Here is a 25,321-nt window from a genome sequence, read left to right as displayed (position 1 = left end):
CTCTTTCTGAAATGGAGTGTACCCGGCCGGGGACGAGCCCCGACCGGATTCCTTGGGAGGTTGATTACTGCGTAATACCGAGCGTCTTGCAACCCTCGGCATATTCGCCGGTGCAGACTTCCTCAGGCTTCTGGATCCCCTTGTCGAAGATCTCCGCCTTGATGTTCTCGGCAGTCACGACGGCCGGGACGAACAGTTCCGACGGCGTTTCGTAGAGCGTCGTCTTGGCTTCCACCGTCTCGCCCTTCAGGAGCTTGACGGCGATATTGGCAGCCGCGGCAGCCACGATTTCGGAGGGCTTGGAGATCGTGTTGTATTGGTCGCCGGAGATGATCAGCTGCAGTGCGGCGATCGTCGCGTCATTGCCCGTGACGGGCGGAACCGGATTGACGCCGGCAGCCTTGAAGGCCGCGATCGCGCCGCCGCCGGTTCCGTCGTTTGCAGCGACCACGCCCTTGATCTCATCGCCGAAGCGTGTGATCTGGCCGGCGGCCCATTCCTGCGCCTTCGGCGGCGCCCATTCCGGCGTGTCGAATTCGGCAAGCGTCTTGTAGCCGGAATCCTTCAGGCCGCGATGGATGCCGTCGCGGATAAGGCCGGCGGCCGCATCTGTCGGGGAGCCGTTGATCTGCAGCACGCCCGCGCCTTCCGGCACGCCGCTGGCCTTCATGTGGTCGACCAGCGACTTGGCGATGGCATGACCAATGCCTTCATTGTCGAAGGAGACGTAGTAGTCGGCGGCCTTGTCGGGAATGGGACGGTCATAGGCGATGACCTTGACGTCCTGCGACTGGGCGATTTCGACGAGTGCGGCCGCAGCTGCGGAATCGACCGGATCAAGCACGATGACTTTCGCGCCCTGCGCGATCACCGAGTTGAACTGCTGCTGCTGAAGCGCCACATCCGCATTGGCGTTCTGGTAGATCACCGTGCATGTCGCGCAGAGCTTTTCCATCTCGGCCTTGAAGCCCGGATAGTCATGCTCTTCGTAGCGGGTCGACGCCTGGTCGGGCATCAGGAAGGCCACCGTGGCGGCATCCTGTGCATAGGCGGAACCGGCAAGCATTGCGGCAAGCCCGGCGGTTGCCATCAGCGTGGAACGAATTTTCATGTTTTTCTCCTCCTTGTTGTGGATGAAAGCGCATCGAGAGACTGTTCCGGATGTCTGTTCGCCTCGCCGCCATCAGCGCTGCGCGTTTTTCAACGCGCGCATTCTTACGATCGCCGCCGAACGTCCCGACGTCCTCGCTCTCCGTGGCTTCTGGGCGAACACCCTCCCGACTGACCCTCCACAGTCAACCAAATTCATCGATTGAGCACCGTTGCTCAATCGATGAAGCAAGATTGCCGCTTTTGCTCTTTGATGTCAAGTTGGCGTCAACGGGAGAAATCAGTGATTCAGCAGAAACCGACGAAGAAGACGACGATCTACGATCTCGCCGAACTGGCGGGCACCTCAGCCAGTGCCGTGAGCGCCGTGTTGAACGGCAACTGGAAAAAGCGCCGGATCAGCATCAAGCTTGCCGAGAAAATCACGCGCATTGCCGAAGAGCAGGGTTACGCCGTGAACATGCAGGCGAGCCTCCTGCGGCGTGAAAAATCCAAGATCGTCGGCATGATCGTTCCGAAATACGACAACCGCTATTTCGGCTCGATCGTCGAGACATTCGAGATCATGGCCCGCGAACGCGGCCTCTTTCCGATCATCACCTGTACGCTTCGCGATCCCGAACTGGAACTGGAAGCCGCGCGCACCATGCTGTCCTATCAGGTCGAATGGCTCATCTCGACGGGCGCGACCGATCCCGATCGTATCACCGATATCTGTCTCGCAGCCGGCGCCCACAGTCTCAATCTCGATCTGCCCGGCTCAAAGGCGCCCTCGATCATTTCCGACAATTTTGCCGGAGCAAGGGAATTGACGCAGCGCACATTGCGCAACTGCCAGCGGGAGATCGGAAGCCTGTCTCCCCTGCTGTTCGTAGGCGGGCGAGCCTCCGACCACAACACCGCGGAACGTGTTCGCGGGTTCAGGCGGGCCCATGAGGACCTGGGCATATCCGTCGATGAAAACCACATTCTCACATGCGGCTATGCACCGGAGAAGGCCGTCGGTGCCCTGCAGGCGCTTGCCGATACCGAACATACGCTTCCCAGAGGCATGTTCGTCAATTCGACGATATCGCTGGAAGGCGTGATGCGCTGGATCAAGGCCTCGCATCATTTCGACGGCAAGCCGCCGATCATCGGCTGCTTCGACTGGGATCCCTTCGTCGCATTGCTGGGGGATAATATCGAGATGGTTCGCCAGGACGTCGGGGGAATGCTCCAGTCCGTCTTCAAGATCATCGACGACGGGCACGCCACATCCCCGCTGATCGAAGTGCCGCCGATTTTCGATACGAAGATCGGATAGGCGGCGCTCTCACGCCGCCGTCCTCATCAGCCGAATGCTCTTTACCCGATCAGTTCTTGACGACATCCTCGAGGAAGAAGCGGCCGAGCGGGTTCTGGTAGAAATTCTCGACATTCTTGCGCGAGACGTTGATGAACGGGCTGTAGTAGAGATCGATCCAGTGCACGTCGTCCTTGGCCATCTTCTGGATGTCCACATACATCTGCTCGCGCTTGGCCGGATCCATCTCCAGGCGCGCAGCCGCGACGAGATCCTTGACCTTGTCGTTCTTGTAGCGGGTCATGTAATTCATGTTGGAATCATGGCCGACGACGAAAGTCGTCTTCTGGTCGGGATCGAGAATGTCGTTCGTCCAATACATGACCGACAGGTCGTAGTCGCCCGCGACCAGCATATCCCAGGTCTGGCTCGGGTCCATCTTCTGCAGGTTCACGGTGATATCAGCCTTCTGCAACTGCTGCTGCAGGAGCACGGCAATCTGCTCGTCGACCTCGTTGCCGGCATTGACCAGGTAGTTCAGCGTCAGGCCGCTGACGCCTGCCTCGGCAAGAAGCGCCTTGGCCTTTTCCGGATCATAGGGGCGCTGGAGATTGTCGGCATAATGGTAAAGCGCGCCCTTCGGAATGAAGGAATAGGCGACGTCACCGAAACCGAAGGTCACCGTGTCAATGATGGCCTTCTTGTCTATCGCGTAGTCCAGCGCCTCACGGACCTCTTTCCTGGCGAGTTCGCCATGCTCGTGGTTCATCAGCAGATGATCCTCACGGGTCGAGGTATCCAGATGCACCGTCAGGTTTTCGTCCTTTTGCAACTCCGCGACGCGCGAGAAGGGCACGAAGATCGCCGCGTCGAGTTGGCCTGCCTGCACGTTCAGCATGCGTGTGTTGTCGTCGGGAACGGAAATCCATTCGACGCCGTCAAGCGAGACGCGATCCGCCTCCCAGAAATTCGGATTCTTTTCCAGAATGACTCGGTCACCGCGGCGCCATTCCTTCACCGTGAAGGCGCCCGATGCGATCGGGCTTTCGGCATAGGCTTCGGCGCCGATCGATTCCAGGCCAGCCTTTGAGATGATCGAGGCACCGGGCATTGCGAGCGTGGACAGGAACGGTGCGGAGGGGCCGGAAAGCTTGATCACCAGCGTCTTGGGATCGCTCGCCTGCGCTGTTTCGATAACCTTGTAGGAATCGCTCCACAGCGAGCCCTCGTCGTCGCGGATGCGCAACAGGCTGAAGGCGGCATCTTCCGCCGTGATCGCGTTGCCATCCGAGAATTTCGCATCACGCATCGTGAACGTATAGGTCAGTCCGTCGTCGGAGATCGTCCAGCTTTCGGCAAGGCCCGGCTCCAGCTTCGTTCCGGTCTTGTCGACGCGCACCAGCACGTCGTAGACATTTGAAAAGACCCAGAAATCGATATTCTGGGCCGTCTTGATCGGGTCGAAGGTCGAGGAGTCCTCCCGGCGCCCGATGGTGAGCACCCCGGCGGCTTCGGCAATACCCGCGCCGACGGAAAGTGAAGTCATCACGCTGACCAGGCCGATTTTCATCCATTTGCTTAGCATCTGATAGTCCCCTTTTTGTTGTTTCAGGCTTCGTTCATGCAGCAGCCGGCGCCGGTTCGGACTTGGGCGCCAGAAGTTTCTTGTCCGGATCGATATCGGGAACCGCGCCGATCAGCGCAGCCGTGTAAGGCATTCGCGGGCGGGAAAAGACGCTGGCTGAAGTCCCCTCCTCCACCACCTCGCCTCGGTGCATGACGAGAACGCGCTCACAGAGATTGCGCACGATCGCAAGATCGTGGGCGATGAAGAGCAGCGTCAGGTCCATGCGCGCCTTCAACTCGGCGAAAAGATCGACGATCTGTTTCTGTATCGTCACGTCGAGCGCCGCCACGCATTCGTCGGCGATGACGAGACGCGGATTGACCGCCAGCGCGCGGGCGATGCCGGCCCGCTGGCACTGGCCGCCGCTCATGCTGCGCGGCTTGCGGCCGGCAAATTCCCGGTCGAGATGCACGAGGTCCAGAAGCTCGTCGATACGGCGCGGAACGTCTTCACGCGGCATGCCGTGAACCCTCAGCACTTCCCCCAGCGTCTCGCCGATGGTCAGCCGCGGATTGAGCGCGTTGAGCGGATCCTGGAACACCATGGCCGTCTCGCGCCGGAGTTTGGCGAGCGCCTGGCGCGGCTGTCCCGCAAGGTCCGTTCCGCCGAAGATGACATGGCCGGCCGACAGGGGCGTGAGGCCGAGAATGGCGCGGGCGAGCGTGCTCTTTCCGCTGCCGGATTCACCCACGATGCCGACCGTTTCGCCCGGCATGATCCGAAGGTTGACGCCCTTGACGGCGCTGATCTTTCTTCGCCCTCCCGTGAAGACGGACCCACCGGCATCGAAGGTCACATGGAGGTCATTGACCTCCAGGATCGGCTGGGCTGCTCCGGCGGTCTGCAGATCGTCCGCCGGAGCATTTGACGGCCCTTCCGCCGGCAGCGACGGGTGACTGCCGATCAGCATGCGCGTGTAATCATGTCGTGGCGCGGCGAGTATCTGCCTTTTCTCGCCCTGCTCCACCAGCCTGCCGTCGCGCATCACGGCGATCCTGTCGCAGGTCTGCGCGACGATGCCGAGGTCATGGGTGATCAGGATGATCGCCAGGCCAAGCCGATCGCGAAGCCCAAGCAGAAGCTCCAGGATTTGCGCCTGGATCGTCACGTCCAGCGCTGTCGTAGGCTCGTCGGCAATCAGGATTTTCGGGCGGCAGGACAAGGCGGCGGCGATCATCGCGCGCTGGCGCATGCCCCCCGAAAGCTCGTGCGGATAATTGTCAAATTGCCGCGAGGGATCGGGAAACCCGACCTGCGCCAGCATTTCGACCGCCGCCGCTCGCGCATCGCGCGCGCTTGCTCCCTGATGGAAGCGGATGCCTTGCGCAATCTGCTCACCGATCTTCATGACCGGATCAAGATGGCTCGTCGGATTCTGGAAGATCATGCCGATCTCGCTGCCTCGCACGGACAACATATCGGCCGGGCTGGCCCTGACAAGATCGCGATCCGCAAACATGACGGAGCCGCCGTCTATGGATAGCTCGCGCGTCGGCAGGAGGCGCATGATGGCACGGCAGAGCAAGCTCTTGCCTGAGCCGCTTTCACCCACCAGCCCGAGGATTTCGCCCTCGGCCAGATCGAACGAGACCCGGTCGATCAGCCTGCGCGGCGGCGTTTCGCCATGGAAATTCACCACGAGATCACGAACGGAAAGGAGCGGCGCCGTCATTCCTGGACCCCCAGCATATCGCCGAGCGCATCGCCAAGCAGGCTGAAGGCAAAGGCAAGGCAGACGATCGACAGTCCCGGAAAGAGCGTGATCCACCAGGCCGTGGTGACGAAGGGCTGGCCTTCGGCAACCATGATGCCCCATTCGGCCGTCGGCGGTTGCACGCCGAGGCCGAGATAGCTGATCGCGGCACCGTTGAGCAGCACGAGAACCGCATCCGACATCACGAAAACCAGCGATCCCGCGACCGCGTTGGGCAAGAGGTGGCGAAACATGATGCGCGTGCGACTGAAGCCAAGGCTGATGGCGGCGACGGCATAATCGGCATTCTTCAGCACAAGAATCTGCGCCCGCACCAGGCGCGCATAGGACACCCAGCCAACCAGGGCCATGGCGATATAGAAACTCGTCAGCCCGGGACCGAGAATGGCGATGATGGAGAGCATCAGCACGAGGAAAGGAAAGGCCAGGATGATGTCGATGATGCGCATGAAAATGGCATCGACGATCCCGCCGAAGAAACCGGCGATTGTGCCGACAAGCGTTCCGATGATGAAGGGAAAGACGACGCCGATAAAGGCGATCTGGAGATCGATCCGCGCGCCCCATATCACGCGGGAGAAGATATCGCGGCCGAAATTGTCCGTGCCGAAGAGGTGGCCGAACGACGGCGGCTGCAAGCGCATGTCGGCCATCTGCACCACGGGATCGTAGGGTGCGATCAACGGGGCTGCCAACGCCACGAGGAAAAAGAGCGCCAGCAACCCGGCGCCGACGGCAAGGGAGAGATGCCGCCCGAGCCAGCGGCTGAGCCCTGGCGTGAAGGAAAGGCGCGTGGCCGACGCACTCATAGCTTCACCCGCGGATCGAGGGCGACGGTGATGATATCGGCGAGGAAGTTCACCAGCACGGTGGCGCAGGCAAAGACCATGGCCACGCCCTGCACCACCATGTAGTCGCGTGAAAATATCCCTCTTACCAGCAACTGTCCCATGCCCGGCAAGGCAAACACACTCTCGACGACAACGCTGCCGCCGATCAGCCAGCCGATATTGACGGCGAGCAGGTTGACGGTCGGAACGATGGAATTCGGCAGCACATGGCGCCAGAAGACGATGCTTTCCGGCATGCCGCGCGCCCGCGCCGCCGTCGCGACATCGGACCGCAGGGACTGGATCATCGCAGCCCGCAGGCTGCGCGTCACGACGGCTGAAAGAGAGAGCGCGATCGTCAGGCTCGGCAAGGCCAGATGCCACAGTTTCTCGGTGAATGTTCTGCCATAGCCGGAGACGGGAAAGAGATCGAGTTGCACGCTGAAAAAGATGATCAGCATCAGCCCAAGCCAGAACGGCGGAAAGCCGATGCCCATCGTCGAAACGACCCGCACGGCATGATCGGGCCAACCGCCCTGCCGGCGCGCGGCGATCGCCGATAGCGGCAGCGCAATCAGCAGGGACAGGAGGACGCTGACAAGCACGAGCATCAAGGTCGGCTCGACGCGCGTGGCGATCAGGCGCAGGACATCGATCTTGTACAGGATCGACTTGCCCATTTCACCGTGCCCGATGTTCTCGATAAAGTAGAAATATTGCAGCCAGATCGGTTCATCGAGGCCATATTGTTCACGGATACGCGCAAGCGCCGTCGGCGTCGCCCGCGTTCCGAGGATCACGCGCGCCGGATCGCCCGGAATGAGGCGTACCAGCACGAAGGTGATGATGCTGATGCCCAGGAGGACCGGCAGCAGTTGCAGCGGCCGGTAGAGTACGAACTTATAGCGATGCATTGGCTCGGCGGTCGCCCCTCTCTTGCAGTTTACGATGCCGCTCGGTCACCATCACGACGACCTGTGCACGGCCAGGAAATCTGTCAATGCAGCATAATAGGCTTCGGGGTTTTCATAAAACGGCATATGGCTGGCATTGCGGAAAACGTGCAATTTAGCGTCCGGAAGCGCGTTCTTCATGCGCATTGCACAGGCGGGCGTCAGTTCATCGTGCTCGCCGACGGTGATCAGCACCGGCAGATCGAGGCCAGGCAGGTCCGGAATGCGATTCCAGTCCTTCAGGTTTCCGGTGTAGAGAAACTCGTTCGGCCCCTGCATGGTCACGTATGGCCCCATGTTCCAGTCGTCGAGCGAACGGCGCACCGGCGCCGGCCAATCCGGCAACCGGCAGACATGGCGATAATTCAGGATCGTGATGGCCGCCATATATTCTGGATGATCGATCGTTCCCGCCGCCTCATGCTTCTGCATCATGGCAACGGTCTCCGATCCGAGTGCCGCGCGCAGCCGCTCCAGCTCCGAAACCAGATGCGGCATGTCGGCGACTGTGTCTTCGAGGATGAGCGACTTGAGATTGTCGCGATATTTCAACGCATAGTCGATCGCCAGCCATCCACCCCAGGAATGGCCAAGCAGATGGACCTTGCCGAGACCAAGTTTCCGGCGGACAGTCTCCGTTTCCTCCACATAACGGTCGATCGTCCAGAGACCGGCATCCGTCGGCCGATCCGACGCACCGGTTCCAAGCTGGTCGAAGGCGACGACGCGATATCCCTTGTCGATCAGGCACGAATGCGCGTCGCGCAGATAATCGCAGGGCAGGCCGGGACCACCATTGAGACAGAATATCGTCTCGTCGCCCTCGCCGAAACTATAGGCGACGACCTTGAAACCATCGACTTCGACCTCGATTTTTTTGTCCGGAGCGATCTCACGCCACATGCTGCGCCATACCTTCGAATTGACCTGATCATTTTTTGAGCACGGCGAATTTTATCGCATCGCACCCTGCGCACCAGCTATAAGAAGTGATAGGGTGCCCGCTCGACCGACACATCGGAGTGCTGGGGAGAGTGCTGGCATGCTTGACGAACTAAGTGTGATAGCGGAGCGTTTCTCTGCCCGGGAAACGCTCGACGGCAGGATCGACGAAGCCTTTGGCGCGATGCGTTCAATGGGCTTCGAAGCGCTGATCTACGATTACACGCCAAGAGCCTGCATCATCGACGGCGAGGTCGAGATTCCTTCCCTGCTCAAGCTGCGCAACGTGTCCGGCGACATGCACGACCACTGGTGCAACCGCGAATATTTCCGCATCGATCCCGTGCAGCGCCTGGCGATGCGAACCTCCGTGCCCTTCTTCTGGAATTACGATCCGGGTGCAAAGACCAGGATCAGCCGTTTCATGACGGACGACACCAAGCCCGTATGCGATTACCTGCGCGAGCATGACATGCTGGCTGGAGTTACCGTTCCGGTACATATGCCGCGCGGCGACTATGCGACCGTGACAGGCGTGCGGTACGGTGTCCGGCGGGAATTCGAGCGTGACGCCATGCACGTCATTGCCGACTTCGCCCTGCTCGCCCAGGTGTTTAACGAGGCGGCTTACGAGCTCTTCGACGACGCGGTGCTTAATATGTCGGGCGTGCGCCTGACCGAGCGGGAGCGGCAATGCCTTTCCTATTCCTCGCAGGGGCTCTCCGCCAAGGAGATTTCCCGCATCATCGACCGCTCCGTGCCGACCGTCGTCCTGCATATCAAGTCCGCCACCCGCAAGCTCGGCGCCAAGAACAGGACACAGGCCGTCGTCCGAGCCGCGCAATGCCGTCTCCTCGAGGGCACCCTACCCTATTAGTCTTGATAGCTGCCACGCTCTGCCGCGCCTCGTTATTGTCGCCCCGAATGCAGCAGGGCAAGGAGATTGGGCATGGTCGATATTGCGTCCCGTGAAGGATATCTTCCGTTTCGTGGCTACCGGACATGGTACCGGGTTACAGGCTCGCTGTCCTCCGGGCGGCTGCCTCTCGTCGTCGCCCATGGCGGACCGGGCTGCACGCACGATTATGTTGATTCGTTCAAGGATATCGCAGCGCTCGACGGCCGCGCCGTCATTCACTACGACCAGCTCGGCAACGGAAATTCGACCCGCCTTCCGGACAAGGGCCAGGACTTCTGGACCGTGTCCCTCTTCCTTGATGAGCTCGACGCCCTCCTGGATCATCTGGGAATTCGAGAGCGCTACGCGTTTCTCGGCCAGTCCTGGGGTGGCATGCTGGGCGCCGAACATGCGGTGCGCCGCCCACCCGGCCTGAAGGCGCTGGTGATCGCCAACTCGCCGGCCAATATGCGCACCTGGCTCGCCGAGGCGAACCGGCTGAGGGCCGAACTGCCGGCCGACGTGCAGGCGACGCTTCTGCGTCATGAGGAGGCCGGGAGCCTGACCGACCCGGAATACATCGCCGCCTCGATGGTCTTCTACGAACGGCACGTCTGTCGCACCGTGCCATGGCCGCCGGAGGTCGCGCGCACCTTCGCCATCATGGACGAGGACAATACTGTCTATCGCAACATGAACGGACCGACCGAATTCCATGTCATCGGCACGATGAAGGATTGGACGATCGAGGAGCGCCTGCGCAAAATCGTTGCACCGACGCTCCTGGTTTCCGGCCGCTACGATGAGGCCACCCCACTGGTCGTGCGGCCCTATGTCGAAAACGTACCGGGCTGCCGCTGGGTCGTCTTCGAGGAATCGAGCCACATGCCGCATGTCGAGGAAAAGCAGCTCTGCCTGAAAACGGTCTCCGATTTCCTCGCCGAATTCGACTGAATGCTGATCCCCTGCGACATTACCGATACGACCAGGGCCGGCGAATTGGCACACTGCGACACATCTAGCCAAATAGAGGGGCGGAGATCAGCGATCTTCTCCTCCCCGTATTGCGCCCGTCGTTACTCCTTCACGACGTCCCACCGGTCTCCGGGATTGAAGGTGCGGATACCGTCGGCGACCTTGGAGGTCTGATCTCCAAGGTCCGCCTCGTAGACGATGCCGCCCCTGTTGACGACGAAGGTCTTGACGCCGGTGATCCCGTATTTCACCGGCCAGGCAACCAGCCCGAAGCCTGCAAGCATGTTGCCGTTGATGATATAATCAAACTTGCCGCCGGCTATATTCTCCCCCTGCCCGGTAAGGATCCGATAGCGATAGCCGTTATAGCCATACCCGGCCCTGGCCTTTTCAAGCGCACTGCCATCGACCAGCGCCGGACCGGCGGGACTGTCCCCGCCATCTCCCTGCTCGGATGGCCAATAGAGCCCGTCATGTTGTCCATCGCTGCTGATAAGCTTCTGGGCATATTCCCGCACACCGTCGCCGTCCCGATCTTCGGAGGCATAATCTTCCTGCGCATCTACATAGGCCCGCACCGTATCGATGGTCGAGATTTCGTTTTCGCCAACGCGTCGGTCTGCTATTTCCTCGAGCCCGGCATAGGTGTCGAACACCCATTTTCCGCCTTCCGTCTTCACCAGCGGGAATGGCAAGGGCCAAAGCTGGTTGCCGATTTCCAGCACCTTGCCCTCGTCCTGGTCCTTGAGGGCGAGCTTTTGCTTCACACCGGCCTGGATCGCCGCATAATTGCCGGTCGCGCCATCGCTCGCCTTGGCTTTCGCCGCATCCAGTCCGAGCAACTGCGCCAATTTGTCGAAATCGCCGCCGCTAACGGAGGATTTGAAAGCCTCCATCGCCTGATCGGGCGTATCGAACTCGGGCGGATTGTCCGCGGACATATATTCCTCAAGCGGCGGATCATTGTCCTCGTTCGCTGCATGAGCAGGCCCCGCCAGCACTATTCCACCGAGAAGTATCGATCCAAAAACGGAGAGCATCAGTCTTTCACGTGCCATGTTCATCATCGTCAACTCCTGTCCAGCTCTCTGTTACCGACCACGACCGCCGCGTCCGCCGCCGCCACGATGAATCTGCCGCCCACCGCCGCGATTGCCACCCATCGACTGTTGCCGGCGCTGCCCGCCCGCATTCATCGATTGGCGGCCCCGATTGGAAGCCATCTGCGTCTGGCGCCTGTTGTTCACGTTTCCAACAGCGGAACGATTGCCGGATTTCCGGTTGACCTGCGAACCCGGTTTCGGCTTGGTAGCCTTGCGGCTGACGTTTTTGCCCTTGTTGGAAACCTTCTTGTTGTTCGCTGCCGGACGATTGGCGGCCGCCTTGCCACCATCCTTTCGCGCTGCCGCTGCCTGGCCCGCCTTGTTGCCGGCGTTACGGTTGGCATTGGCCGCTCGATCCCGGTCAGCACGTTGACGATTGGCTTCGACCTTGCTCTTGCGGACATCGTCCACCGTCACCTTCGGCTTGCTGGCCATGCGGTCGCCATCGCTACGGCGTACATCCTTTGCGCGATTGGCGATATTGTTGCCGCGGTTCGCCTTGAACTCGTTCTTGAACTGGTTGCGGTCGATATTGGCAATCTGGTTCTTATCGAACTTGATCTTCGAACGGTCGATGTTTTTCCAGTCGACATCGTTCATCTTGAACTTGTCGCGGTCGATATCGATGTCGTTGAAGCATTTGTTGCAATCGATATCGACATCGCCGTTCCAGCGGCCGCCCCAGACACCCCCGTCGTCCCAGTCGATCACCGCGGCCCAGATGGCAGCGCCGGTTATCGCGGCGGCGAAATATGGTGCCGAAGGATAGTAGTAGTTCGGATAGGGCTCGACGTAATAGGTGATCGGCGCCTGGACGTAGCCCGGCTCGTAAAGCATTTCCGGCTCGTATTTCGGAACGTAGATCATTTCCGGGTTCGCGGCCTGGATCACGACATTCTCGCCCTGGGTCTCGACCTTGACCTTATCGTCCGTCTTGATGACGCCATTGGCCACGGCCTTGTCGCGCAGGTTCTGGATGGCGATCAGCACGTCCTTTTGCTGGTAGGCAAGCGCACTGCCGAGCGCCTGGGTCCAGTCGAGGTCGTCGCTCATCATCTTGACGATGTCGGGATAGTTGAGCAGCGAGATGATGCTGTCATCCCAATTATCCTTGGGCGTGGCTTCCTTGTCCTTCTTCTTCTGCTCCAGGAAGCGCTGCGCCTCGATGGTCTGCAGCGGGTAAAGCGAAGCGGAAGACACCAGCGCCACCAGTTCGTCCGGATAAAGCGCGATGCGCGCCACCAGCACCCCGAGTTCATCTTCGGTCAGGAGGTTGGGCGCTTCATCCGCGGGGTCTCCACTGGGAGCCGCCGCAGAAACCTGCTGCTGCGCCCGGGCCGGCCCAGCTACACCAGCCCCAAAACCAATTGCCAACACCATGAAGACTGTACAAAAAGAGCGCAAATAGGTCGAAAATCCGTGGAATTGCATCACTTGAATCCCTGTAGTTGCCCCATAACAAACGGACTTGATCAGTATTTGGTTTGATCGGCGATGGACTCTCGCGGCGAACGATATACCGTGCGTTCACGGCCAGGAAGGAAAATCGGAATGGCAAAGAATAGAATGCCGAAAAAGATCGCGGACAACAAGAAGGTACTGGGGCATCCGAAATGCGTCCAGCAGGTTGGTTAATCTCTAGGGTGCTATTGTTCACTGAGCCGCCGCCGCGAAAGAAAACTTTTTGAAAGCAATGGCGGCTGCATGGAAAATTGCCTAAGCAGAAGCCTGGGAAGAAAACATTTCTTTTGGGATCGCCCATATCTCGGTGGGTCGAGGTTGTATCCGCGAGCATCTCCGGTTGCCATTCTCGATTGTCCGGTCAATATTCACAGCGCCACGGGCGATATTTAAGGGGGAAGTTTTTCATGGATTTTTCGGTCATCGATACTGGCCTGGTAGCAAAGATGCTCCTTCTCCTGCTTATCGGCATGGGACCGAAGATCGCACTCGTCCCCTTCCTTGAAATGACCCACAAGTTTGACGCCGAAACCAAGGCGAAGATCGGCCGCCAGATGGTCTTGACGGCGACGGTGACGGCTCTGGTCCTCTTCGCTGCCGGCGGAGCGCTCATGCGGCTGTTGCATATTACGGGCGGCGCGGTGGCGGTGGCGGGCGGCATCGTGCTGGCCCTGCTTGCCCTCAAGATGGCGGCAGGCCCCACCGAGAAACCTGCGGAAGATCTTGGGATACCGGTCGATCATGCGAAGATCGCGGTTTTCCCCCTGGCCGTTCCCTACCTGCTCAATCCCGTTGGCATTACCGTGCTGATCATCGCATCTGGTGCAGTCGTCTCCGTGGCCAGCGCGATACTCGTCATCGGCCTGGTCCTGCTCGTTGCTGCATTCGACTATCTGATCTTCACCAATATCGACGTCCTGGCAAAGCGCATGAGGCCGGCGAGCCTCGTGATCTCGGAAGTCGTTTTCGGAATTCTCCTGACAGCGGTTGCCGTCCAGCTTTTCGTGACGGGACTTGCCAATATGGGAATCATCACCACGAACGCTGCACACTGACGGGCGGCTCTGGCCCAAAAAGCCCGCCAGCGTCGTTGTTTCCTGACCCGAACCGGTACAAGCTGAAGTCGAGGAACTGCCCGGTCACACGTCCACAAACCGGCTCGATGCGACACGGCAGCCGGAAGATATCCGGCGAGGACGCCATAGCTGCATCCCAGCCGGTCAGGTGGGGCGGGTTGTCGGAGCAAGTGTCGCGTTTCTAACGAGCCAGCGATGTCGCAGTCCTGTTCAGTTTGACAATAATGGTGGCGATCGCGATGACCGGCGCCTGTCTCCCGGCCCCCGCCTCCACGAGCATGGCCAAACCGCTGACTGCCATGCGGATAGCGGTTTCCGGGGGAAGAGCCGGGCGTCTCTCGCAGAGGAGCGTTTGTCGAAGGCGCATTCCGGGCGGACTACGGTTCCGTCGCACAGTGTCCTTGAACGCAAAAAACCTGCCTATGACGAGGCAGGGGTTTACGATTATTATTGGGAGCTCGGCTGCACGGAAACTTGCAAATTTTCAGCCTTATTCCGACCCAACATTGCAATTTCCGCTAAGCCATAGGAGGCTTTGGCCGTTCGAAAAAGGCGGTAATCCTCCCGCAAAACAATGGGCTTCAAAGTAGAATTTTCTCGGGCTTTATGATCGAGGAGATTTTAATGAAGACGAGCAGATTTAGCGAACCCCAGATATTGGCCATCTTGCGCCAGGCAGAAGGCGGTGTTCCTGTGCCCGAGCTATCCGGGAGCACGGAATGAGCACGGCCTCCAGATCCACCATGTTGGCGGCCTCGCGGGCGGCCTGGGTGCCGGTCTGCGTGGCAACACCGACATCGGCCTGGGCGCGTGCCGGGGCGTCGTTGATGCCGTCGCCGCACATGGCAAACAGGCGGCCGCCCTGCTGCTCGCGCCCATAACATCACCTCAAAACCGGCAATGGTCCGCCGTCTCGTGCTGAATGGTTGGAAGCCAACGACTTTCGGCATGCTCTTCGTCACGGGAAATGATCGCTCTCGATCCCTTGCCGCTGATGCCTGATGACAGGATAGATCGCCGAGGGCTGCTAACGGACCAATTGCGTCTGGTAGCGTGGCGGATCGACCCTCTCGAAGCCCGCCTTGCACTTGTTCCATTCCTCCGTCGGCATGAACAAGCTGTCGGGGTCGCGAAGATTGGCCTTGATCGCATCCAGATTGAGGTCGAGACCCAGGCCCGGCAGGTCTGGAACCTTGACATAACCGTCATCCAGATAGTTCGGCTCGAGACCCGTTACCAGCTCTTCCCAGAAAGGCACATCGAGGCCATGATGCTCGACGGCCATCAGGCTGCCGATCGCCGCCCCGCAATGCACGTTGGCCATGAAGCCGATCGGCGAGCAGCACGAATGCAGCGCCGTCGCCAAGCCGTACCGGGCACCGTAATCGGCAATCCGCTTGGTCTCGAGCATACCGCCCGACGTCAACAGATCGGGATGCAGCACATCGAAGGCCTGCGTTTCGATCGCCTCGCGGAAACCGTCGAGCAGGTAGAGGTCCTCGCCGCCTGCCACCGGCGTCAACAGCGCGTCGGCAACCTTCTTGTGGCCCTTGATGTCGTGCCAGATGACCGGATCCTCGATCCAGGCGAGATTGAAGGGCTCCAGCGCCTTGCCGATACGGATGGCCTCATCGGCGGTCACATAGCCTTCGCCGAAATGATCGACGCAGAGCGACACCTCGCTGCCGACCTCGGCGCGAACGGCCCGCACGATCTCGACGGCGGTCTCGATCCCCTTTTCGGAAATCTTGGCGCCGCGGCCGGAACCGGCAACCCGGGTGCTCTTGCCGAGGACATATTCATGTCGGGTCGCAGACCCCACCAGCGCGTCTTCGGTCGTTTCGAACAGCCTGGGCGGCAGGTCGAACTTGATGAAGGTGAGCCCCATGTCGGCCCGGGCACGTACCGCCTTGGCATAGGCCTCCGGCGTGAGCTTCTCGGGCGCCGGCGTATCGCCATAGATGCGAACGCTGTCACGGTACTTCCCGCCGAAGAACTGGTAGCACGGCACGCCATAGATCTTGCCGACAAGATCCCACAAGGCGATCTCGATCCCCGAAATGCCGCCCCCTTCCCGCCCGTCTCCCCCGTAAAGGCGCAGAGCATTGAAGATCATGTCGACATTGCAGGGGTTCTGGCCAAGCAGGAAATGCTTCAGCCGCAGCGCGCTCTCCGGGTGCCCGCCATCGCGGACTTCGCCCAGGCCATAAATGCCCTGATTGGTATCGATCCGGATCAACGGATAGTAGCAGATGCCCGTCACCACAGCGATCCGCACGTCCGTGATCCGGATGTCGGACGGACGGGAGTGGATCCGGACGGCGTTCTCCACAGCCTCGATGGCCTCAGCCGAATTGATGGCCTTGTTCACTTTCAATCTCCTGGTTGAAAGGCCGGTCTTGGGACCCGGCCCCTTAAATCAATTTTTGTCGTCAGGCAGCATTCAGCCTGTGGCCGGACCGACTGTCGAAAACATGGATGAGATCGGGTGCGACGGAGACCTCGAAAGGCTCGCCGGCGCGTATCGTGCGTTCGCCATCGACCACCGCGACGAGGTCACGCCCGCCGACATCGAAGGTGACGTGGGTCAGCGCTCCCGTCGGCTCCACGAAGCGCGCCGAGCCGGACAGCCGGGATCCGTCGCCCTGTGCGACGAGATGTTCGGGGCGAACACCGAGCGTCACGGGCCTGCCCGCTTCCAGTTGCACGCCACCTACGCGGATCGTGCCGCCATCGGCGAGCGTCGCGACCGCCCCCCGATCATCGCTGCCGCCGACGGCTTCGATGAAGTTCATGGCGGGCGTGCCGATGAACCCCGCGACGAAAAGATTGGCTGGCCTGCGATAAAGCTCCAAGGGGTGGCCCTGTTGTTCAATGCGGCCTCCATGCATCACGACGATATGATCAGCCAGGGTCATGGCCTCGATCTGGTCGTGGGTCACATAGATCGAGGTCGTCCTCACCTTCTGGTGCAGCGCCTTGATTTCGGTCCGCATCTGTACGCGCAGCTTCGCGTCGAGATTCGACAGGGGTTCGTCGAACAGGAACACCAAGGGATTGCGGACGACGGCACGTCCCATCGCGACACGCTGACGCTGGCCGCCCGAAAGCTGCGAAGGTCGACGATGAAGGAGCGGCGTCAGACCGAGCATGCGGGCCGCCTCGCCGACGCGAGCCTCGATCTCGGCCGGGGATTTCTTCGCCAGCTTCAGGTTGAAGCCCATGTTTTCGGCCACGGTCATGTGCGGATAAAGCGCGTAGTTCTGAAAAACCATCGCGATATTGCGCTCGCGCGGCGTCAGGTCGTTGACGATCCGGTCGCCGATCGCGATCTCGCCACCGCTGATTTCCTCCAGCCCGGCGATCATCCGCAACAGGGTCGATTTTCCGCAGCCGGACGGTCCGACCAGCGCCACGAACGCGCCATCTTCGATCGTCAGATCGATGTCGTGGATGACATCCAACGTGCCGTATTTCTTCTTGATGCCCGTCATCTTCACGGAAGCCATGGCTCTTCTCCTGTCGTTCGAAATGTGCCGGGCGGCGAACCGCCCGGCAGCGAGTATCAGCCGGCACGCCGCATGGTGCGTTCCCAACCGGCCGCCACTTCATCCATGGCATCCTGCGGCGACGCCTGCCCCAGCAGCGTCTTGGAAAGGCCGGCGCGAAGCTGAGCCTCGACCGCGCCCCAATAGGCATCGCGCGGATTGGCGATGGCCGTCTTCAGCTGATCCGCCATCACCTTGGTGAAGCCATATTTTGCAATCACCTCCGGATCGTTCAGGACCGACAGGCGCGCCGAGGCATTGCCCTTCTCCATGGACCGCTTTGCCCATTCGCGGCTGGTGATGAACTGCACGAACTCAAAGGCCCATTCCGTGTTGGCACCGGCCGAAGGCACGGCAAAGCTCCAGCCGCCGAGCGAGGAGCGGCTGTCGGCGATGGTTTCCCGACCCGGCACCAGCGCCCATTGCCAGCGGCCCTTGGTCTTGGACTTGTCAGAGCGGTTGATCGGCGTCGCGGAGGCGTTGAGCGTGATGCCCATGGCGTAGCGGTCGTTCTGGGCATTGGCGATGATTTCATCCCATTCCCAGGTCAGCGCATCTTCAGGCACGACCTTGTGCTTGTTGAGAAGGCTTGCGTAATAGTCGACGGCTGCAACCGATTCCGCATTGTTGATCAGGATTTCCTTGGTCTTGCTGTCGTAGAAGCCACCACCCGACGACAACAGATACGGACCGAAATGGTCGACGATCGCGCCGCCCTGGCGGGCGCAATAGCCCACGCCGAAGCGGTTCGGTTTGCCTGCCTCGGTGAGCTTTTGCGCCGCATCCAGGTATTCCGCGAAATTGCTGGGCGGAGCGCTCAGTCCGACCTGTTCCAGAAGGTCGGGCTGGTAGTGCAGGATATAGGTCGTGCTGCGATAGGGAATGCCGCGCTGGACGCCATCGATGGAGGCGAGATCGATGGAAGCCTGCGAGAACTCGTCCATGCCGAAATCGGCTGCATATTTGCCGCCTGCCGTTTTCATCAGTTCGTTGACGTCAGCCATGTAGGGGTGCATCCAGCCGATCATGGATGCGCCCATCTGCATGACGTCGAAGCTGGTGGTGCTGCCGCTCGTCAGTTCCGCGCGGGCACGGGTGACCAGCGGCTCGTTTGGAAGCTGGATATATTCGACCTCGATGCCGGTTTCCTTGGTGAAGGCCGGGATCGCGTCCTCGATGATCGTGCCTTTCCAGGGCGCGCTGTCGCCCAGCACGGTCAGCTTTGCCGGCTTGCTTCGCGCCAGCGCCGGCGTGAAAAGCGTGGAGCTCATGATGCCGACGCCCGCCACCGTCGCCGCCGATCCTATCAGCAAATTGCGACGCGTAACCTTCGGTCCGTTCAAAATTCCCTTGTTCTTTTCCATTGGTCTTCTCCTCCTCCGTTGAAGTTCGTTATTTCACCGTTCCCGATGACAGGCCCTGCACAAGGTGCTTCTGGACGATCATCGAGAAGATGATGACGGGGATGACGACGAGGACGCCGGTGGCGGTAATCGCTCCCCAATTGGTGCCGGTCTCCCCACCGGCATAGGCTGCAAGCAGGACCGGCGAGGTCCGCGTCGAATTGTTGGTCAGGATCGCTGCGAAGATGAAGTCGTTCCAGGCCAGCAACAGCGACAGGATCGCGGCTGTGACGATGCCGGGCCGGGCCAGCGGCAGGACGATCTTGCGAAAGGCGAGCATTCGCGAGGCGCCGTCGATATAGGCCGCTTCCTCCAGCTCCTTGGGAAGATTGGCAAAGTAATCCTTCATGACCCAAACGATCAGCGGCAGGCTGAAGGTCGTGTAGGCGATGATGATCGACAACCGCGTATTCGACAGACCGACTGCCTTGAACAGGACGAAGAGCGGCAGCAGGATCGCGACTGGAGGCAGCATTCGCATGATCAGCAGCAAGATCATCGTGACGCCCTGGCCGCGAAAGCTGAAGCGGGCGAAGGTGTATGATGCCGGAATGCCGATGATCAGTGACAACAGGACCGAACAGGTCGTGGCGATCAGCGAGTTGGAGAATGACGACAGGAAATCCGACTGAGTCAGCACCTGGGCGTAGTTCTCGAAGGTCGGCACCCACAGGAAGATCGGCGGATTGGTGAAGATTTCCTCACGCGTCTTCAGCGATATCCCGACGATCCAAAGCAGCGGAAAGAGGAAAATCACGAGCAGGGCCGCGAGGCCGGCATAGGTAAGGCCGTAGCGGATCGCCTTGCGGCGTTTTCCGAGCGAGGAACCTGACATTACTGGATCTCCTTGCGCTTGGTTGCGAGTATGAAAAGGACGCAGAAGATCAACACGATCAGCAGCATGACCCAGGATGCGGCCGCTGCCAGCGTCAGGTCGAACGACAGGAACGACGCCTCGAAGGTGTAGACCGACAAAAGCTTTGTCGAATTGGCCGGACCACCGCCGGTCATCACCCAGATATTTTCGAAGGAGCGGAACTCGAAGATGGTCCGCAACAGCACCGCGACGACCACATACGGCATCAACAGCGGCAACGTCACATGGCGGAAAGTCTGCCAGCGATTGGCGCCGTCAACAGCGGCAGCCTCCACCGGTTCGCTCGGAAGGGATTGCAATCCGGCCAGCAGCAGGATGGCCACGAACGGCGTGTTCTGCCAGACATTGACGATGCCCACCGCGAACAACGCGAGATCGGGATCGCCGAGCCAGACGGTTTTCGTGCCGAGCAGCGCGTTGACCAGGCCATAGCTCGGATCCAACAACAGCTTCCAGGTCAATGCGGCTACGATCGGCGTGATCATCATGGGGATGATCAGTGCCGTGCGAAAGACACGGACGAAGGGCACGCGACTGTTGAGAAGAAGCGCCACACCAAGGCCGAGGACCAACTCGGCGGTAACCGTCGCAAGGGTATAGGCAATCGTCAGCATCAGGCTGGACCGGAACAGGGGATCGCTGAACAGATCTTGATAGTTCGAGAGACCGACGAAACGTCCGCCGAACAGGGCGCTGTCGATCGTCCAGCCCTGAAAGCTCAGCAGCAGCGAAAATACCAGGGGAATGCCGAAAACCAGCGCGCTGGCCAGCATTGTCGGCACGATCGTCAACGACACGAAGATACGATCCTGAAACTTTATCCAGGCGTTGCGACGCTCGACATCATTGCTGTCATCGACCGCGGCGACAAAGCCGCCCGCAGGCTCCATGTGATGGGCCACCATCTATTTCTCCTCCCACGACAACCCTCCTCCGGGCCTGCCGTTTCAATTTGCCAACCTAACAGGAAGCATCAATAATCAACTTCATTACCTAACAAACATCAAGATGAATCTGTCTTTTGAGTGCAATTTTTTGGTAATTTCCAAAATTTTGACGCTTCTGGGCGATTTCTCCACAAAAGGCCGTTGTTTTGTTATATCTGTTAGGTTGTTATGTTCGCAAATTCGGTTTCAGCTCCTGCAACTGCGTCAACCAATTTCGCACATGCGAGCATGCCGGGGTCATCCAGTCCGACACTTTTGTCGCCAAAGAACTTCGCCCGACCCATGCGGCAAGGCAGGTCGCGGTAGCGATGAAGTGCGTCGTTCGCCGACACCCGCGCCGCCGTCGCGGCCTGAGCGCCGTCGGAGACATCGGCCAGGGCCAGAACGAGGGCGTGGACGCTGTCCAGCACGGTCTTGTCGCCCAGGCTGGCGCCGCCCCGCGCGATCATGCCATCGAGCACAATGGCTAACAGCCTGGAAAGGTCGCTCCAATCGACAGTGGCACGCCCTTTCGTCTGCTTGGAGAGAGACAGGAACGCGCCCGAGATCAGGGTTCCAAGACTGGAACCGGTGGCAGACATTCCGGCTCGCGCAAGCTTGCCGAAGGCATCACTGACATCCGTTGCGTCGGCCGCGCCGCTCTGCGCCATCGCGCCGACGACACGCGCCAGCATCGAGCCGGTGTCGCCGTCTCCGAGTTTTGCGTCGGCCTGGTTGAGCTCCTGCTCCAGGGTCTGCACGGCCCCTGCCGCGCGACCGATTGCGGCACCGATCCGGGATGCGTCAATGGACATCAGCCAACCCTCCAGAACGGGCAATCCGCCGGCGCGGCCAGCAAAGCCTTCAACTCCGCATCCAGGTGGAAGATGCTGAGGGAAGCGCCCTGCATTTCCATCGAGGTCACATAGTTGCCGACCAGAGGCGCCACGATCGTCAGCCCGGCCCCCTGCAGCTGGGCGCGGACCCGGCGATAAAGGATCAGCAGTTCTTCCATCGGGGTTGCGCCCAGCCCGTTCATCAGCACGGAAACCTCGCCGCCAGCCGCCGGCGGAAGATCGGCCAGCAGGCGCTCGACCATTTCGTCCGCGATCATATCCGCCGGGCGCAGTTTGTCGCGCCAGATTCCCGGCTCCCCGTGAATGCCGATTCCCATCTCGATCTCGTCGTCTCCCAGATCGAAGCTGGGCTTGGCGGCGGAAGGCAGGCGGCAGGCGGCAAGACCGACGCCGATGGTGCGCGTGGCCGCCACCGCCTTTGCTGCGATCCGCGTCACCTCGTCGAGATCGGAACCTGACCTGGCCGCAGCTCCGGCCGCCTTGTACGCATAGATGAGGCCCGCCACGCCGCGACGGCGGGCGGGCTGATCCGGGCCGCCGCTGGCTATATCATCCGTGCCGAGGACGGTGGTGCAGGCAATGCCTTCGTCCTCCAGCATCTCGCCCGCCATGTCAAAATTCATCCGGTCTCCACCGTAGTTGCCATAAAGCCGGAGCACACCGCGACCGCCATCCGCGAGGCGTATCGCTTCGATGCAGCTGTCGACATTCGGCCCCTCGAAGACGTTGCCGACCGAGCAGGTATCGACCAATCCGCAGCCGACGTAACCGGCAAACAACGGCAAGTGGCCGAAGCCCCCGCCGGTCGCGATCCCCACCTTGCCCCTGCTCGCGGGGTGCGTCCGGCGAATGACGCGTCCCGCCGCCCCGTCCCGGACAAGCGACGGAAAGGCGAGCGTCAGCCCGTCCAGTGCCTCATCGACATAGTGCGCGGGATCATTGATCAACTTCTTCATCTGCAGTCGTCCTTCAGTCGAGATTCGCGTAGAATTTCATCGCATTGTCGCGGAACAGCATCCGCCGTTCGTCCTTGCTCATGGGCATGACGAGCGCGCGCTCGGGATCGTCGAAGTCCCAGTGGGGATAGTCCGTTGCAAACATCATCCGGTCGAAACCGATCTGCTCGAACAGGAAGCGCAGGTCTTCGCGCCGCTCGGGCTCATCGGCAGGCTGTGTCGTGAACCACACGTTCTGACGCAGATATTCGGATGGTGGCCGCTTGCAGAGCGGCGTTTCGGTCCGCAGCTTGCGCCAGTGGTTGTCAAGCCGCCAGCCAAGCGACGGCACCCAGGCAAACCCTGCCTCGATCATCACCACACGAAGGCGCGGAAACAGTTCGAACACCCCCTCCAGGATCATGCTGGAGACCTGCGCATGGGCGCTATGGGTCAGGACGTGGTGGTCCTCCAGGTAATAATCGGGCCAGCCGCTCGGCGATGGCGCATAAGGCGACGGCCCGCCGACATGGAAGCCTATCGGCATGTCGTTGCGCACCGCCGCTTCGAAGATCGGCCAGTAACGCTTTCGTCCGATCGGCTCCACGGAGCGGGAGCCCAACTGGATCTGCGCGAAATTGCGATCACCCGCCCAGCGCTCGATCTCGGCCACAGCCAGTTCGGCGTCTTCAGCGCCGATATGGATGGAAGCCTTCAGCCTGGGGTCCCTGGAAGTGAACTCATCCACCTGCCATCGGTTCGTCGCCGTGCAGAGCGCGGCCGACAGGTCGGTGTTGCGTGCATTGTTGGCACCGACGATCGGCTGCAAGATGCCGTATTCGATGCCATGGGCATCGAGATGCTGGGTCTGCATGAATTCAAGATCGGACCCCGGAGGATTGCCATTGGGCGGCCAGGCATCCCGGCGTGCCGTTTCCGGAGTGAAACGCGGATAGGGACCGCCACGGGTCGCATATACGCAATGGGCAAGCGCACCGAACTCGTCGAGGTGCTGGCGCCAACGCTGTTCGAGATAGGGATGAAGCGCCTTCTTGTGTTTCAGCGCGGGATGAATGTCGCAATCCACCATCCTGAGCTTGGTCGCCTTTTCGGAAGGCTCCAGCACGGTATCGTCCGTCATGCTCATTGAATCGTCTCCCTCAGTCGGGGATAGGTCGCCAGCGGATTGTCGCGAGCCATCTTCTCGATGAGACGCGCCGGCACGCCGTCCGGGACAACCCGGTCCCCGTCGAACTGCCAGTGCGGATAATCCGAGGCATAGAGCAGCATGTCGTCCGAACCGATCTGATTGAGGACCCGTTCCAGGACCGCCGGATCGGCAGGACCGTCGATCGGCTGCGCCGTGAGCCTGACATGGCGCCGGACGATGTCGATCGGCGACTCGTTGATCCACGGCACCTCCGGCCGCACCGCGCGCCAAGTCTTGCGAGCGCGCCAGAGAAAACCCGGAAGCCAGGTCACGCCGCTCTCCAGAAGCACTACTTTCAGATCCGGAAAGCGCAGGAAGACCCCCTGGGCAATCAGGCTCAGCAACTGGCTCTCGAAGGCGTGGTTGTTTCCGACATAATCCTGCAGGAAATGCGTCGGCCAGCCGTTCGTCGTCGGTGCATAGCGATAGAGGCTTCCGGCATGAAGGCCGATCGGCAGAGCATGACGCTCCGCCGCCTCGAAAATCGGCCAGTAGTGTTCCTTGCCGAGCATCATATCCAGCGCCACCGGCATCAGGATCTGGACGAAGCGTCGGTCACCAGCGAGACGTTCGATCTCTTCCACGGCAAGGCGCGGATTCTGGGTCGGCACGACGATGGAGGCGCGAAGCCGCGGGTCGCGATCCAGCCACTCCGCGCGCAGCCAATCATTGACCGCAGAGCAGATCGCCGCCGCCATGGTTTCGCTGATCGCGAAAGAACCGCCATAAAGGACATTGCAGATGGCGAGACCGGTACCGAGCCCATCAAGGGCATGCCGTTGCAGCAATTCAAGCCGGCTGGCGCCGACAGCATCGCCCTCACGCCAGTCCGGACGACAGGCCAGGGGCGAATTCGGCAGGTAGCTGGCAGGCTGGAACCCATCCTGTCCGCGGGCAATGAATGCCTCGCGCCAATAGTCGCTCATGTAAGGCAAAAGCGCCTTGATGGTCGGAACGCCGGGATGGATATCGCAATCGATGGCATTGGCAACGGACACCTGTAACACTCCCGCCTCATTATTTTGGTCCAGCAACCGCTCGCCTTCGGGGCGTGCCTAGAACTCGACCACCACATATTGGTCTTCGACCGACACGCCGAATGTTTCCGCGACATAGGGGCCTGCAACCAGCGCCTCGCCCGGCTCGACGCTCAGATCGTAGGCCTTCGTGCGAAATCGGCGGGGGTCGCACCACGATTGACCGGTTCGCAGATCGAATTCCCAGCTGTGCCAGGGGCAGCGCACAAACTCGCCAGGCCGGGAATGGCAGAACTTTCCCGGCTCCGAAGACGTCGTCAAACCAACCGTTGCGCCCGTGGACAAACTGCCCCCCTGATGCGGGCAGGCATCTGATATTCCGAACAGCTCGCCGCCCACATTGAAAACGGCAATGTCGCGACCCGCCACGTGGACGCGTTTCTGCGTGCCCGGCGGAATATCAGCCAGCGGCGCAACTACAAATTTTCCCACGATTCCCACCCCATCACGGATGCCGGAATCCTCTTCCCGGCGCCTCGCAATCTCGTTTGGTTTTGTTAGGTAAAAGCTAACAGAGAAAATTTGATAGCGCAACTTTATTTGGGCATTTTTCG

The 25,321-nt window shown here is 60.6% G+C and carries 22 protein-coding genes and 1 pseudogene; 5 read left to right on the top strand and 18 right to left on the bottom strand.

Going from position 1 to position 25,321, the window contains the following annotated elements; translation table 11 throughout:
* Positions 1 to 64 precede the first annotated feature (64 nt).
* On the bottom strand, positions 65 to 1,111 hold the full coding sequence (locus tag ASD31_RS12490) for a sugar ABC transporter substrate-binding protein (RefSeq protein ID WP_056333791.1): 1,047 nt from the start codon (positions 1,109 to 1,111) through the stop codon (positions 65 to 67).
* A gap of 282 nt (positions 1,112 to 1,393) precedes the next feature.
* Here ASD31_RS12490 and ASD31_RS12480 point away from each other — a divergent pair, with 282 nt between their 5' ends.
* Positions 1,394 to 2,416 carry a LacI family DNA-binding transcriptional regulator gene (locus tag ASD31_RS12480; RefSeq protein ID WP_056333786.1) on the top strand — a complete coding sequence of 341 codons (1,023 nt, stop codon included), beginning with the start codon at positions 1,394 to 1,396 and terminating at the stop codon, positions 2,414 to 2,416.
* A gap of 49 nt (positions 2,417 to 2,465) precedes the next feature.
* Here the strand turns inward: ASD31_RS12480 and ASD31_RS12475 are convergent, their stop codons facing one another.
* From ASD31_RS12475 to ASD31_RS12455, 5 genes are read right to left on the bottom strand one after another with little or no spacing between them, the layout of a single operon-like run.
* Entirely contained in the window at positions 2,466 to 3,980 is a 1,515-nt protein-coding gene (locus ASD31_RS12475) for an ABC transporter substrate-binding protein (RefSeq protein WP_056333781.1), read from the bottom strand.
* Between the two features lie 34 nt (positions 3,981 to 4,014).
* Positions 4,015 to 5,694, bottom strand: coding sequence for a dipeptide ABC transporter ATP-binding protein (locus ASD31_RS12470; protein WP_056333778.1), 1,680 nt, complete (start codon positions 5,692 to 5,694; stop codon positions 4,015 to 4,017).
* The gene (locus tag ASD31_RS12465) at positions 5,691 to 6,545 is read right to left on the bottom strand and encodes an ABC transporter permease (RefSeq protein ID WP_056333775.1); all 855 of its coding nucleotides are present in this window, start codon (positions 6,543 to 6,545) and stop codon (positions 5,691 to 5,693) included. Before ASD31_RS12465 ends, ASD31_RS12470 begins: the two co-directional genes overlap by 4 nt.
* Complete coding sequence (locus ASD31_RS12460) at positions 6,542 to 7,480, bottom strand: ABC transporter permease (RefSeq protein WP_056333772.1); 939 nt, start codon at positions 7,478 to 7,480, stop codon at positions 6,542 to 6,544. Before ASD31_RS12460 ends, ASD31_RS12465 begins: the two co-directional genes overlap by 4 nt.
* A 51-nt stretch (positions 7,481 to 7,531) precedes the next feature.
* Complete coding sequence (locus ASD31_RS12455) at positions 7,532 to 8,422, bottom strand: proline iminopeptidase-family hydrolase (RefSeq protein ID WP_056333770.1); 891 nt, start codon at positions 8,420 to 8,422, stop codon at positions 7,532 to 7,534.
* Between the two features lie 139 nt (positions 8,423 to 8,561).
* On the opposite strand from ASD31_RS12455, the gene ASD31_RS12450 reads away from it, so the two are divergent.
* Positions 8,562 to 9,338 (top strand): helix-turn-helix transcriptional regulator, encoded by a 777-nt coding sequence (locus tag ASD31_RS12450; RefSeq protein WP_056333767.1) that lies wholly within the window; start codon positions 8,562 to 8,564, stop codon positions 9,336 to 9,338.
* A gap of 72 nt (positions 9,339 to 9,410) precedes the next feature.
* Complete coding sequence (locus tag ASD31_RS12445) at positions 9,411 to 10,313, top strand: proline iminopeptidase-family hydrolase (RefSeq protein ID WP_056333764.1); 903 nt, start codon at positions 9,411 to 9,413, stop codon at positions 10,311 to 10,313.
* Positions 10,314 to 10,435: 122 nt separating this feature from the next.
* Here the strand turns inward: ASD31_RS12445 and ASD31_RS12440 are convergent, their stop codons facing one another.
* Both ASD31_RS12440 and ASD31_RS12435 read right to left on the bottom strand, forming a co-directional pair.
* Positions 10,436 to 11,401, bottom strand: coding sequence for a DUF2950 family protein (locus ASD31_RS12440; RefSeq protein WP_082520555.1), 966 nt, complete (start codon positions 11,399 to 11,401; stop codon positions 10,436 to 10,438).
* Positions 11,402 to 11,425: 24 nt separating this feature from the next.
* On the bottom strand, positions 11,426 to 12,817 hold the full coding sequence (locus ASD31_RS12435; RefSeq protein WP_244483838.1) for a DUF3300 domain-containing protein: 1,392 nt from the start codon (positions 12,815 to 12,817) through the stop codon (positions 11,426 to 11,428).
* Positions 12,818 to 13,305: 488 nt separating this feature from the next.
* On the opposite strand from ASD31_RS12435, the gene ASD31_RS12430 reads away from it, so the two are divergent.
* Positions 13,306 to 13,953, top strand: coding sequence for a MarC family protein (locus ASD31_RS12430; RefSeq protein ID WP_056333758.1), 648 nt, complete (start codon positions 13,306 to 13,308; stop codon positions 13,951 to 13,953).
* Positions 13,954 to 14,598: 645 nt separating this feature from the next.
* Positions 14,599 to 14,708, top strand: a pseudogene (locus ASD31_RS25985) (transposase); the annotation flags it as partial.
* A 293-nt stretch (positions 14,709 to 15,001) separates the two neighbouring features.
* On the opposite strand, the gene ASD31_RS12420 reads toward ASD31_RS25985, so the two are convergent.
* The 10 genes from ASD31_RS12420 to ASD31_RS12375 form a co-directional block, all read right to left on the bottom strand.
* On the bottom strand, positions 15,002 to 16,345 hold the full coding sequence (locus tag ASD31_RS12420; RefSeq protein ID WP_082520554.1) for a mandelate racemase/muconate lactonizing enzyme family protein: 1,344 nt from the start codon (positions 16,343 to 16,345) through the stop codon (positions 15,002 to 15,004).
* Positions 16,346 to 16,406: 61 nt separating this feature from the next.
* Entirely contained in the window at positions 16,407 to 17,483 is a 1,077-nt protein-coding gene (locus ASD31_RS12415) for an ABC transporter ATP-binding protein (protein ID WP_056333751.1), read from the bottom strand.
* 56 nt (positions 17,484 to 17,539) lie between these two features.
* The gene (locus ASD31_RS12410) at positions 17,540 to 18,886 is read right to left on the bottom strand and encodes an ABC transporter substrate-binding protein (RefSeq protein ID WP_056333749.1); all 1,347 of its coding nucleotides are present in this window, start codon (positions 18,884 to 18,886) and stop codon (positions 17,540 to 17,542) included.
* Between the two features lie 28 nt (positions 18,887 to 18,914).
* Entirely contained in the window at positions 18,915 to 19,760 is an 846-nt protein-coding gene (locus tag ASD31_RS12405; protein WP_056333746.1) for a carbohydrate ABC transporter permease, read from the bottom strand.
* Entirely contained in the window at positions 19,760 to 20,707 is a 948-nt protein-coding gene (locus ASD31_RS12400) for a carbohydrate ABC transporter permease (RefSeq protein ID WP_056333742.1), read from the bottom strand. The genes ASD31_RS12405 and ASD31_RS12400 overlap by 1 nt, the downstream gene beginning before the upstream one ends.
* Before the next feature lie 200 nt (positions 20,708 to 20,907).
* The gene (locus tag ASD31_RS12395) at positions 20,908 to 21,543 is read right to left on the bottom strand and encodes a dihydroxyacetone kinase subunit L (protein WP_056333739.1); all 636 of its coding nucleotides are present in this window, start codon (positions 21,541 to 21,543) and stop codon (positions 20,908 to 20,910) included.
* Positions 21,543 to 22,541, bottom strand: coding sequence for a dihydroxyacetone kinase subunit DhaK (locus ASD31_RS12390; RefSeq protein WP_056333735.1), 999 nt, complete (start codon positions 22,539 to 22,541; stop codon positions 21,543 to 21,545). The genes ASD31_RS12395 and ASD31_RS12390 overlap by 1 nt, the downstream gene beginning before the upstream one ends.
* A gap of 13 nt (positions 22,542 to 22,554) precedes the next feature.
* Complete coding sequence (locus ASD31_RS12385; RefSeq protein ID WP_244483837.1) at positions 22,555 to 23,667, bottom strand: amidohydrolase family protein; 1,113 nt, start codon at positions 23,665 to 23,667, stop codon at positions 22,555 to 22,557.
* Positions 23,664 to 24,728: an amidohydrolase family protein gene (locus tag ASD31_RS12380; protein WP_082520553.1), complete on the bottom strand. Its 1,065-nt coding sequence runs from the start codon at positions 24,726 to 24,728 to the stop codon at positions 23,664 to 23,666. Before ASD31_RS12380 ends, ASD31_RS12385 begins: the two co-directional genes overlap by 4 nt.
* A gap of 57 nt (positions 24,729 to 24,785) precedes the next feature.
* Entirely contained in the window at positions 24,786 to 25,199 is a 414-nt protein-coding gene (locus ASD31_RS12375) for a Rieske (2Fe-2S) protein (RefSeq protein WP_056334652.1), read from the bottom strand.
* Between the last annotated feature and the right edge of the window lie 122 nt (positions 25,200 to 25,321).

This window comes from Rhizobium sp. Root482 (genome assembly GCF_001426565.1).
Classification (GTDB): domain Bacteria; phylum Pseudomonadota; class Alphaproteobacteria; order Rhizobiales; family Rhizobiaceae; genus Pararhizobium.
The sequence above is the reverse complement of the archived record's forward strand: the minus strand, read 5'-3'. Positions and strand labels throughout refer to the sequence as shown.

Coding starts and splice junctions, on each gene's coding strand:
- ASD31_RS12470 (WP_056333778.1), bottom strand. CDS start 5,694: ATGACGGCGCCGCTCCTTTCCGTTCGTGATCTCGTGGTGAATTTCCAT.
- ASD31_RS12490 (WP_056333791.1), bottom strand. CDS start 1,111: ATGAAAATTCGTTCCACGCTGATGGCAACCGCCGGGCTTGCCGCAATG.
- ASD31_RS12385 (WP_244483837.1), bottom strand. CDS start 23,667: ATGAGCATGACGGACGATACCGTGCTGGAGCCTTCCGAAAAGGCGACC.
- ASD31_RS12460 (WP_056333772.1), bottom strand. CDS start 7,480: ATGCATCGCTATAAGTTCGTACTCTACCGGCCGCTGCAACTGCTGCCG.
- ASD31_RS12415 (WP_056333751.1), bottom strand. CDS start 17,483: ATGGCTTCCGTGAAGATGACGGGCATCAAGAAGAAATACGGCACGTTG.
- ASD31_RS12430 (WP_056333758.1), top strand. CDS start 13,306: ATGGATTTTTCGGTCATCGATACTGGCCTGGTAGCAAAGATGCTCCTT.
- ASD31_RS12450 (WP_056333767.1), top strand. CDS start 8,562: ATGCTTGACGAACTAAGTGTGATAGCGGAGCGTTTCTCTGCCCGGGAA.
- ASD31_RS12400 (WP_056333742.1), bottom strand. CDS start 20,707: ATGGTGGCCCATCACATGGAGCCTGCGGGCGGCTTTGTCGCCGCGGTC.
- ASD31_RS12410 (WP_056333749.1), bottom strand. CDS start 18,886: ATGGAAAAGAACAAGGGAATTTTGAACGGACCGAAGGTTACGCGTCGC.
- ASD31_RS12465 (WP_056333775.1), bottom strand. CDS start 6,545: ATGAGTGCGTCGGCCACGCGCCTTTCCTTCACGCCAGGGCTCAGCCGC.
- ASD31_RS12475 (WP_056333781.1), bottom strand. CDS start 3,980: ATGCTAAGCAAATGGATGAAAATCGGCCTGGTCAGCGTGATGACTTCA.
- ASD31_RS12395 (WP_056333739.1), bottom strand. CDS start 21,543: ATGTCCATTGACGCATCCCGGATCGGTGCCGCAATCGGTCGCGCGGCA.
- ASD31_RS12435 (WP_244483838.1), bottom strand. CDS start 12,817: ATGGTGTTGGCAATTGGTTTTGGGGCTGGTGTAGCTGGGCCGGCCCGG.
- ASD31_RS12440 (WP_082520555.1), bottom strand. CDS start 11,401: ATGATGAACATGGCACGTGAAAGACTGATGCTCTCCGTTTTTGGATCG.
- ASD31_RS12390 (WP_056333735.1), bottom strand. CDS start 22,541: ATGAAGAAGTTGATCAATGATCCCGCGCACTATGTCGATGAGGCACTG.
- ASD31_RS12455 (WP_056333770.1), bottom strand. CDS start 8,422: ATGTGGCGTGAGATCGCTCCGGACAAAAAAATCGAGGTCGAAGTCGAT.
- ASD31_RS12405 (WP_056333746.1), bottom strand. CDS start 19,760: ATGTCAGGTTCCTCGCTCGGAAAACGCCGCAAGGCGATCCGCTACGGC.
- ASD31_RS12445 (WP_056333764.1), top strand. CDS start 9,411: ATGGTCGATATTGCGTCCCGTGAAGGATATCTTCCGTTTCGTGGCTAC.